The organism is Phaeodactylibacter xiamenensis, assembly GCF_965229835.1.
Classification (GTDB): domain Bacteria; phylum Bacteroidota; class Bacteroidia; order Chitinophagales; family Saprospiraceae; genus Phaeodactylibacter; species Phaeodactylibacter xiamenensis.
The window spans coordinates 5,375,981-5,386,735 of record NZ_OZ245931.1 but is presented as its reverse complement, the minus strand read 5'-3'; the positions used below and the strand labels follow the sequence as shown (position 1 = coordinate 5,386,735).

Below are 10,755 nucleotides of genomic sequence, written 5' to 3'. Positions count from 1 at the left end.
GGTATTTTTTGGAAAGAAGCATACAGTCTGTTACCCAAAAATTGGGGAAAATGACTTACTCTTTTCCCTTAATCCTAATCCACAATGACAATCTTCCGAGTGAAAGTCTGCCCTGTATCAGTTGCAAATACAAGCCAATACACCCCAGGAGGAAAATCTGTTGTCCATATCTCTTCCACAGGCTGTTTGTAAACTTCGAGCAATATTCCTGAGTAATGATAGAGCCTTATGGTTGTATTTTGCAGGGGGTTGGAATACTTTAATCTTAACCTTTCTCCTTGAGCGATAGGATTGGGAGACAAAGTTATTTCATTGACATTTAAGCTTTCTTCCCGAGTATTCACCAGAATGATTTCATACTGCCACTCTGACACACAATTGTTGGCATCAGTAACGGTCAATCCATAAATACCAGCTGGCAAAGCAGAAATAGTGGTCCCTATGGCTCCTGTACTCCAATTAAAATTATAAGGTGGAGCCCCCCCTGATACCTCAGTAAGGGTAATACTACCGCCCGTCATTTGTACAGCTGGCTCAACAATAGCTACAACATCTATAGCCATAGGTTCAGAGATTGTCACATTCACTGTATCATAGCAACTTTCTGCGTCTGTAATAGTGAATTGATAGTTTCCGGCAGTTAACATTTCCGTTCCTTCTCCTTCAGAGCTGTCTGTTACCCAGGAAAATTGATGAGGTTCTGTTCCGTTCAAGGTAAAGGCAACAGACCCATCGTTTTCACCCATACACTTAGGTGCTGTAATACTATCTACATGTACTGAAAAAACTGCTCTCTCGTAAGCTCCCAGATCAACAATACCATCTTTTATTCGCTCCCCTCCCGTTATATCTGTAATAGTGCCCAAGCTGTCTAACCCTAAATTGCTGCCCAAGTTCAACAAAGGAGAACAAGCACTTAGCTGAAAATTACTATTAATCGTATCAATAAATTCAGGATAAACGCCAAAAACCATTCCCTCTCCACATGCTTCGCCGCTACCAGGTCCTGAGCAATCAATCGCACTAACTGCCGTATTTGAAACCTTGTAATCATACAATGAAAGTGCATCGGGATCTCCATTATAAAAAATACTTCCAAGTCCGGGGAGTAAGGTACTTTCTTCCCAAAAAATCGAGTTGGATATCTCGAGGTTATTAAACCACGTTGTGTCGTTATAGACTTCTCCCCAAGTCTTGGCTATAGGGTATGGTCCATTACTGAAGAAAGTACAATTAATTATAGATGTATTGAATTGCCCATTCAGCCCAGCTGAAAGATTGATAGCTCCACCGTTACCCGCAAAAATACTATTGGTAATTGTAGTGGCCACCTTTTTTTCCCCTGCGAATATTGTCGCTTGAAAATTGATCGCTCCTCCACCCAATGAAAATGGAGCGTTGCCTCTAAAAATACAATTATGTATTCCCCATATACTTTCAGAATCCCCCGCAAAGCCCGCAAAAACGGCATCATCAGGATAGTTGCCTTCGAAAACTGATCCTAGTAACTCTACCTCCAGGAACTTAGAGAAATTGAACATAGCCAGCGCACTTCCAATATCTTCGGACGATTGATTCTCAATGAAGCTACACCTGTCAAAAGAAAACCGGAGCGTATCTTCTAATGATCCTCCTATATCTGTTTGCCCAAATTGAACACCTCCAAATGCACGTGCTTTATTAAGACTAAAAATACAGTCCGTAAAATGCATATCTACATCATCTGTACTACTAAAAAACCTAACCCCACCTCCTTCGTTGGTTACTTCATTACTGATAAAGACGCAAGAATCGCCCCGGACTACTCTAAGTCCATTAAGGTTAGCTCCTCCTCCTTCGATTGCAGTGTTGTTCAGAAAAGTATCTTTTTTCATCACGAAACTTGCATTAGGGTTTAGTGCAGCGTCTACGTATAGCCCTCCACCGAAAAACAGGCTAGTATTCTGCTCGAATTTACAGTACTCAATCGATGGCAAAGATTCATCATACTGGCTGACCCTCAAATACAATCCACCGCCGCTTCGACTAGTGTTAAACCGGAAATTACAATTTGCGACACGAGGGGAGGATGAAGCTTCCACCTCACTTCCAACAATCAGCATCCCGCCCCCAAAATTATCCAAATTACTGGAGGACCCTGCTCCATCAGCCTGCCCAAACTCAATATTAAAACCGTCAATTAATGCAGTGCTATCTACTCCTAAGGCTTTAACAACATGGTAAACATTATCTAACAGGTTGTTTTCTATGCCTATATCCCCACTTAACAGGGTAGGATGCTGCCATAAATTACGTTCGGAGAGGGCTGACTCAACTCCCGAGAACCCGCCATAAACAGCCACTCCATGCTTTAAGGAGAACGAGGCATTGCGATCGGTCCCCAATGTAGGGAAATAGGTGCCTTCTGCAACCCAAATTGTATCACCTGCATCTGCTAGAAATAGTGCCTGTTGCAGATCAACAAGGGCGTTTTCCCAGTTTTGACCTGAGTTATTTCCAGCACTTGCATCCTTATCTACATATAATCGATTAGGTGTTGACCCAGCGGTGTTTTCACAATTGAAACCCAGAACAAGGGCTTCATCCTGATAAAAGCAGTTCAAGCTATACTCAAGAAACGAATTATTGTAATCCAATACATAAAAAGGGTTATTATGATCTCCAACACCTTCTGTCCACCATGTAAAACCAACATTATCTGGTGGATAACTATAATTGAGTGTCAAACGTATCCGGTCACCTATATCAAGGTTTAATGTATCTACAGCAACCACTTCAAATTCGACCGGTAAACCACCATTAGGTCCAGCTAAGGAGGTAAACCCGGTAAATGTATCCCCCTCCTGCAGGTTAAAATCGTATATTAGGTAAGGCTCCTCATCACAGTGTACTGTAAAACGAAAGAACACACGACTATCTTCGCAGCGATAAAAGCCAATATCCCTTACCGCTTGACTTAGAGAACTGTATTCCTGCACCTTATTCCACTCCTGACCACAAATTGAGGCAACACCTCCTACTTTATACTGAAAGGTACCTGGAACACCACCATTTACAAATACTTCCCACAAAGGGTTTTCACTTGCTTCAGGAAAAGCAACCTGTGTATAAACATGATTAGGAAAATGAAGGAGTACTAAGAAACTAAAAAAGTAAAAGCCTCGTCTCATGATAAATACCTTTGGAGATGGATTGCAGAACAACGTGGATTTAACCGCTAAATACAACTGCATTTATCTGTTGAATCTAAGAATATATAGAATACTTTTTTAACAGAATCCTGTAAGAAATAATATTGCCCATCTAAACCCAGCCCCCGCCCAGCCGTTGTACAGGTATGGAAACAAAACTAAACGGAAAGACCGCTCTCATCACGGGCGGCAGCAAAGGAATAGGGCTCGGCGTAGCCGAAGCCATGGTTAAAAACGGTATGCATGTGGCAGTGACAAGCCGCGAGCAAACAGCAGCCGATGCAGCAGCCGAAAAGCTCACCGCATTGGGGCCTGGCAAGGCTATTGGCATTGCTGCGGATGTGCGCGATATGGTAGCCCAGGAGAATGCCGTAAAACGGGTAATTGAGGAATGGGGACAGCTGGATGTCGCTATTGCCAACGCCGGCGTAGGGCACTTCGCACCTATCGAAGAGATGACTGCGGAACAGTGGAATGCCGTTATCGACACCAACCTGACGGGCGTGTTTTACACGACCAAGGCATCCATACCGGAACTCAAAAAGACTAAAGGTTACCTGATCACTATTGCCAGCCTTGCGGGAACGAACTTCTTCCCCTCCGGCTCCGCTTACAATGCCAGCAAGTTTGGCCTGGTGGGCTTTACGCAGGCAGTAATGCTCGACCTGCGACAGGATGATGTAAAAGTCACCACCATCATGCCGGGCTCGGTGGCCACTTATTTCAACGACCACACGCCCAACGAAAAGGATGCCTGGAAGATACAGCCTGAAGACATGGGGCAGATGGTCATGGACCTGCTGAACATGCACCCGCGTACCCTGCCCAGCAAGGTGGAAGTACGGCCGACGAAGCCGCCTAAGAAGTAAGCCTTTTGTACAGCAGAAAAATCCCCACTCCGTTGCATATGGAGCGGGGATTTTTCATTTATGGATAGACTGCAGGTTTAGAAAAAGAAACCGCCCGTCACCACCACCCGGTTGTCCTTATTATCACCCCGGTAGACGCCCCCACTTACTACAAATAAGTCAAAGGGGCTGAGCCAAATGCCGCCGCCGTAGCTGTAGTGCCAGACCTCCGAATCTTCTCCGCGCAGCCATACCCGGCCGTGGTCGAAGCCAGCCATGAGCCCAAGGGAGAAGGGCAGCGTCGGGTTCTCCGAAGTGATGGTCTTCCAGCGCAGGTCGGTGTTGTGCACAAAAGCAGTAGAGCCAATGAAGCGGTCGCGTCGGAACCCCCGGAAGTTCGCCCCCTCCCCGGGCCCGCCAAGGGTTGCGCCCTGATAGAACTCATAATCTTCATTGAAGCGGTGCTGGAATTCCAACCGGGTCGCAAATACCAGCTTTCCCCGCCGGTCGATGCGCTGATAGGCGGAAAATGAGGTGTTCAGGTAGGCGAAGTTTTTGCGCCCCTCTTCCAGCTGTTGTTTCCAGCCACCTTCCAAAAAGAAGCCCAGCCCGCGGGTGGGAATGGCATTGTTGTCCCGGGTTTTGTAGTCAAGCAAAAACCGTAGCCCAGCAAATTCCAGCCCATCAAAGAGTTCGTCCTGGAAACGGTTGCCGATTTCATCAATATAGCGGCCTTCTGTGCGCTCGACTTCGATGGATTCGAAAGTAGGGCCCACAAGGACTCTGGACTGCGCATTGAGCCTACGCATAAACGAAGGCATCACACGAATCACCCGCTGCTTGATACGGTTGTAATTCAGGGCCTCGTCGTCCAGCAGGTTTTCAATATTGATGCTTTCATTGCCCAGCCCGTAGAAGTTCCGGGAGTAAAGTGGCGTTTGGTATTCGGCATCCAGGCCAAGCTCAAAGGGCCCAAAAAGGTCGATAAACTCTCCCTGGTAATCAAGGGTAAACCCATTCGTACCGGTAGCGAATTTCATATCAATTTTATGCTGGGAGGCATAGGGGTCTTTCTTAAACCCATAGGTGGTATAAGCCGCGCTCAGCCCAAGGAGGATGCCATCATCCGGATTGAAGCCGGCAGCAGGCAAGAGGGAGGTGTAATTGAAATTATAATCATTCGATTCGCGGTCGTAAATATTGAAAGCGGGGTCAAAACGCCTTTTCACTTTCGCTTTGGAACCGGTTTGAAGCAGGTTACCTTCGTTTTTGGCATCATAATAAATCAGGCCTTTCCCGTTCGACTCGTCTTCCAGAATGTCCTGCCCTACCCCGCCAATCATACGGACTTTGATGCAGTTGTTCCTGCAGGTGCCTTTCACCCGGAATACATCCTGATCCGTAAGGCCATACACGGCAATTTCCCGGGTTTCCTCTGGAAGGAAGGTACGATCATAGAATTTGAGCTCTTTTTCGGATTTGCTGTTGGTATCGTAAGCCCGGATCCGGGTGCGGCCGTCGTCCATGCGTTCAATGACGAACAGGTCCCGTTTGAAGGTGCCAACGATGTCCACTTCCTTCGCCATAAGCTCGTAGTACTTGCGGGCAATGTCCATGAAGTTATCCCGCCGGGTCTTTAGCTTTTGGATGATGTCGGGTGCATTCAGCTGATAGACCGGTCCAGGCCAGTTGTTTTTGAAGGCTTCCTCAATCACTTCATCGGTCAGTTGTTCCTTCAGATGGCGGGCTTCGGCTTCCCAAACCGGCCAATCTGCACCGGACAGGAAGGTACGATCGAAGTGGCGACCGTTGTAGACCAGCCATTCCAGACGGTTCTCATCGCCACGGTAGGCTTTTAGTTTTTTGATATCCGGGGTGGTGCCCTTGGCCAGTTCCAGGATTAGCCCATCATAGTTGCTGAAAGCCTGATCCCTGTCCCTCGGGATAGGCCGATAGTAATCGACCTCTCCGCTGTCAATTTCTGACCAGCGCCATTGGTCATCGTGGCGGTCCCAGTCGCCAATGAGCACATCAAACAGGCGGTTGCGGACGACGAAGGGATAGTCAATCTGCTCATCGTGGTCTTCCTGAATTCGTTCCCGGGTATCCAGGGTACTGCGGATGCGCTTGGGTGCGCCGAACTGCTCGTAGTCATTCCAAACTTCGTCATCCGGGCGCTCTTCCACAGTATACAAAGCACCAGCGTAGTCTTCATTGTAGATGCCCAATGCCGGCTGCCGGGGCAGGTAAAACATCTTAGGCTGCGTGTAATAAATACCGGCTGCCTTTGCCAGGTCAGCAGTAGCAATGGAAGCAAAGGGATGAGCAGAGCTGAAGTTGTCCTCCAGTACCGCCGTCACGAAGGACTCATTGAAGGGATACCCCAGGGTCCGGGAGGCATCTTTATCAATAGAGCGCAAGGCATACTGCCGGCCATCTGCTCCCTCCAGCCGCAGGGAATTGGTCTGATAACCGCCGCCACGCTTAACCGGGCGTACCCCGCCTTTAAACTGGGTCAGATCCAGGACCGGCAGTTTCACCGTAGCGTTATAGGTGCTTCGGTAGTGTTTGCCCCAAAAGAAGTTCCAAAGCCTGCCCCGCTCAAAATCATTCTCACTCACTTTGATCGTAATGGAGTCCTGCAAAGGCTCGAAAGACTGCGGTGGGTCCTCTGCAACCTTGGGCAAAGGGGGCTGCACTTGTTTTTGGAACACCAGCTTCCCCTGCGGTTCATTCTCATCGGGCACCCAGTATTTCACCCATGCAGAGCCGTCTTCGTAGTAATCCAACTGTGCAAAGCCAAGGTGCCCATAGGCAAATTGCCCACCATTGCGAGCATTGGTAGCGGTAGTCTTTGACCCCGAACCGCTGACAATAAAAGACTGTTCGTCCTGCTCAATATACTGAAGGCTATGCTCGTGCCCAGAAGCAATGACAAAACTTCCATTGCGGCGGGCAGCGCCTACCACGATGTCAGAAAGCTCCTGGTATTTGGGGTGTATCAGGTCTTGGCGGTGGCCCACTGTACCTCTCAAAAATTGAAAGATTGATCCTACCACTGGCAAAGGCAGATAAAGCGGCTTTACAAACTCCGTAAGCGGAAACAAGTGCTGTTTGAACGTAAACTGCCCGCCGTGTGGCCCCGTGGAATAGGGTGGGTGGTGCATAGCGATGAGCACATCTTTATTGCGGTTGCCTTTGATTGCCTCTACCATAAATTCAGCAAAAACAGCACGGCTTTTGACTTCACAGCCTGCGTTGACCTGATAGTCTTTGTCCCAGTCAGACAGGTACCATTCTGAATCAATCAGGACGATGACCAGTTTTTCATTGATTTCTATTTCTTCCGGATCGCCACAGCCGGGGTCCGGGAAGAACACATCCTCCCGGTCCAGGTACTTTTCGATGAATTTTTTCTGCCGCTTCAGGCCGTCGATACCGTATTTGTCCCAATCGTGGTTGCCGGCTATGAAGAAAACATTCCCTTCATAATCCAATACGGTGTTGAGCTGTGCTTTGAGGCGTTCTTCGTCCTGTGCCCGGTCTGCACCCGATATGGGAGCCATGCCATTGGGGTAAATGTTGTCCCCCAGGAAAAGGACCGTACTTTCTTTACCAGCTTTATGCACCTTGCGCTGCAACAGGTCCAGAGCTGGATTGCCCCCCTTGCCTGCGTCCCCTACAAGGAATACGGTGTGCATTAAAGGTTCGTCAGGAAGATTGGTTAGTGTTTTCCAGTTGACAGCCTCCGGGCTGTAGTTGAGCTGGTAGTTGGCACAAGAGGTTAGCCCCAGGATAAGTATCAGGTGAAATAGGGGGCGGGTAGGTTTTCTCATCAGGTGAAGTAGGTTTTAGACTACGGAAGGTACTTAAGTAGTTTGACGGAAATAGCGCCTGCCGCGCCACGCGGTAAGCCAGACCGTTTTCTCTTTAGGCTTTTCCATCCCTTAGAATCAACTTGCCAGGGCAGGCTAAAGTTCTATTGTGGGCATTCAAACCTTACAGGATACGATTTTCGGATTATGGCCCAAGTGTACGATCCGGCTACCAGTAGGATTAATAGGGCTGACACTTTTGCCAATAATCACGCCCACTTTATCGCTGCGATAGGTCTTGGTCAGGGTACCAAAAACCGAGCGGACTTCCGCCAGGGTGTCTCCTGGTGCAACCAGTTGCCCAAGCTTAGGGATGACAGTAAGAATCCCCCCTTCATCCGTGTACCACCAATTGGATTTTGGGCAGACCACGGTGGTATCCACAGTATGTTCGACCTGCCCTTTGAGCATGCCCAAATCGTACAGTACATTACGGACGCCGAGTAGGGCATCTTTGATTACATCATGCTGAAACACATGGGGGTCGCGAAGCTCAAGGGTAATAGCCGGAATACCAAGATTGGCAGCGGCCCCACGAAAAGTACGGTCATTCGGCAGGTTGTGAAGGATAATTTCCGGATTTTGCAACATGGCCATCCGGGCCGTTGCAGGCTGGCTCATATCCGCACGGATGTACCATGAATTGATACGCCCGGCACTCGCAGTATGCAAATCGATCAGGTAGTCAAAGTGCCGCAACACCCGCTCTATAAGGCGGTAGATGTAGACCTGGCTCAGGTTACCATCAGGATCACCGGGTGCGATGCGGTTGAGGTCTACCCCATCGTTAAACTTACGCTGTTCCAGCATGAGCCCCGGAATATTCATAACGGGCACCCCAATTACCGTTCCGGACAACTCGCTGGCATCAAGGGCAGCAAACAAGCGCTGTATGACCGGTATACCATTGAGTTCGTTGCCATGTATAGCGGCGGTCAGCCCCAGCACGGGCCCTTCTTTTTTACCGCGCGCAATCAGTACCGGAAGGCGCACCGGAGCACCTACCCCATCTGTGATCATGGGCAGCCAATACTTCTGAATAGTACCTGCAGGCACCTGACCGGGGTCTAATTCAGAAAGGACAGCGTAAGTTGCAGACTGGTACATTGCGTTTTTCGGTAATTAACAGGCTTAATGTACACAAAGGTCAGGAACTTACACCAGTTTTCGGAAAAACGCCACAGTTAAGCGATAAAAAAAGGCAGCTCCCTGAATTAACAGAAAGCTGCCGCTTTACACTCACTAGTTTATGAAACTTTAAACCAACGTTAAAAGTCAATTTGATATATATATAACTCTGAAGGTCGATTTTTATTGTACTGACGAGAAAGCTCGCAAGATTATTTCAATATGCACCTAAAATAATGAATAATCCGGAAAGATTCAATGCCAGTCACCGACAAAATGACGCTTTCGTCAATTTAATTACGATAAGGAGGGGAATTGGCCTTTAAAGGTTGGTCGGGGCTGTTATTTTTTCTGGAAAAACATTTTCAACCAGAAAGCCGGGCGTACCAGTTGCTCACGGAGGCTAAAGTCATTGTACATACCGGACAGGACTTCGATGACTTTTTGGTTGCCGGCAATAATGCTAGCGATGAGGTTGACGATAAAGGGGTACATCAACATCTTTTGCAGGCGGTAGCTCAGGCGCATTTCGGAGCCGAGTACCCGGTCCACCCGTTTGTCATAAGCTTTGAGAAAAGCTGCAGAGAAATCATTGGCTTGCAGGCATTGCTCCAGCTGTTCGGCAGCGATGAAGCCACTGTAGAAGGCATTGCCAATACCCTCACCTGTGAGCGGGTCTACCAAATGCCCGGCGTCTCCCACGAGCATATAGTGGTCTCCGGATATGGAACGGCGCTTAGAGCCCAGAGGCAGCCCAAAACCCTTGATACCACCAATCAGCTCAGCATCTTTGAAGCGCTCCTTAAGTACCGGGTGGGTTTCCAGCAACTGTAGCATCTCTTTCCGGAGGTTCACTTTCCGGCGGTTGAGAATGTCACTGCGCATACCCAGCCCTACATTAGCCTCTCCGTTAGGCAGGGGGAATATCCAAAAATAGCCCGGTGTGACAGACTTGATAAAGTGCAATTCGATGAAATTGTCCTTATCCAGTGCTTTGACGTTCCGGTAGTAGGCCCGGACTGCTGCGGCGTAGTGTTTGTTGTCTTTCTCCAGGCCTGCCTCTTTGCGGCTGAATGCAGAGTATGCGCCATTGGCTACGATCAGCATGCGGCAGTGCACCGTAAAATCACCAGACCTGGTACCCACAGACCAGCCGGTTTCAGTGCGCTTAAATGTGACAATCTCTGTATTGTCAAAAAAACGGATATTATCCCGGCGCTCCACTTCTTTGACGAGAAAATGGTCAAAATCCATACGTTTCGTGACGTAACCGGGTGCTTCAGCGGCGTTGCGCACATAATTCGGCCGGAATGGAATATTGAGGGCCCGGTTATTAGGGGAGACAAACTGAATGCCCCAGACATCTGACTGCACCGGGCTTGCGTTAAAGCGCTGTAGGATTTCCGGATCAAGCCGGTTGAGCAGGGTGGTTACTTTACCACTGATAGCATCACCACATACCTTGTCCCTCGGGAAAGAAGCCTTATCCACCAATACAGAAGGTATACCCAGATAGCTGAGCTTAAGGGCTGTGGCGGCTCCTCCCGGACCCGCTCCAATAATACAAGCATCAGTGGTTAGTTGCATAGGAGGGATATTGAGTGCGCTAAGATACAGAAACTCCTAAAAAAACGTGCGCCCACCAGAAGGTTAGTTCTAGCGGGCGCACCGTGATTCCCCCTTACCTTGCAATCCGAAGATTGCACGATAATA

General features: G+C 48.6%; 5 protein-coding genes. 1 reads left to right on the top strand and 4 read right to left on the bottom strand.

Features of this window, described 5'->3' with window-relative positions:
- Positions 1–74 precede the first annotated feature (74 nt).
- Positions 75–3,170: a T9SS type A sorting domain-containing protein gene (locus ACO08I_RS20475; protein ID WP_421946929.1), complete on the bottom strand. Its 3,096-nt coding sequence runs from the start codon at positions 3,168–3,170 to the stop codon at positions 75–77.
- Positions 3,171–3,337: 167 nt separating this feature from the next.
- Between ACO08I_RS20475 and ACO08I_RS20470 the strand changes: the two genes are divergently transcribed.
- On the top strand, positions 3,338–4,060 hold the full coding sequence (locus ACO08I_RS20470) for an SDR family oxidoreductase (protein WP_282781214.1): 723 nt from the start codon (positions 3,338–3,340) through the stop codon (positions 4,058–4,060).
- 77 nt (positions 4,061–4,137) lie between these two features.
- On the opposite strand, the gene ACO08I_RS20465 is transcribed toward ACO08I_RS20470, so the two are convergent.
- The 3 genes from ACO08I_RS20465 to ACO08I_RS20455 form a co-directional block, all read right to left on the bottom strand.
- The gene (locus tag ACO08I_RS20465) at positions 4,138–7,875 is read right to left on the bottom strand and encodes a metallophosphoesterase (RefSeq protein ID WP_421946928.1); all 3,738 of its coding nucleotides are present in this window, start codon (positions 7,873–7,875) and stop codon (positions 4,138–4,140) included.
- Between the two features lie 156 nt (positions 7,876–8,031).
- Positions 8,032–9,021, bottom strand: a complete 990-nt coding sequence (locus ACO08I_RS20460; protein WP_282781210.1) for a succinylglutamate desuccinylase/aspartoacylase family protein — start codon at positions 9,019–9,021, stop codon at positions 8,032–8,034.
- A gap of 363 nt (positions 9,022–9,384) precedes the next feature.
- Complete coding sequence (locus tag ACO08I_RS20455) at positions 9,385–10,629, bottom strand: NAD(P)/FAD-dependent oxidoreductase (RefSeq protein ID WP_421946927.1); 1,245 nt, start codon at positions 10,627–10,629, stop codon at positions 9,385–9,387.
- Positions 10,630–10,755: the final 126 nt, after the last annotated feature.

Coding starts and splice junctions, on each gene's coding strand:
- ACO08I_RS20470 (WP_282781214.1), top strand. CDS start 3,338: ATGGAAACAAAACTAAACGGAAAGACCGCTCTCATCACGGGCGGCAGC.
- ACO08I_RS20475 (WP_421946929.1), bottom strand. CDS start 3,170: ATGAGACGAGGCTTTTACTTTTTTAGTTTCTTAGTACTCCTTCATTTT.
- ACO08I_RS20455 (WP_421946927.1), bottom strand. CDS start 10,629: ATGCAACTAACCACTGATGCTTGTATTATTGGAGCGGGTCCGGGAGGA.
- ACO08I_RS20460 (WP_282781210.1), bottom strand. CDS start 9,021: ATGTACCAGTCTGCAACTTACGCTGTCCTTTCTGAATTAGACCCCGGT.
- ACO08I_RS20465 (WP_421946928.1), bottom strand. CDS start 7,875: ATGAGAAAACCTACCCGCCCCCTATTTCACCTGATACTTATCCTGGGG.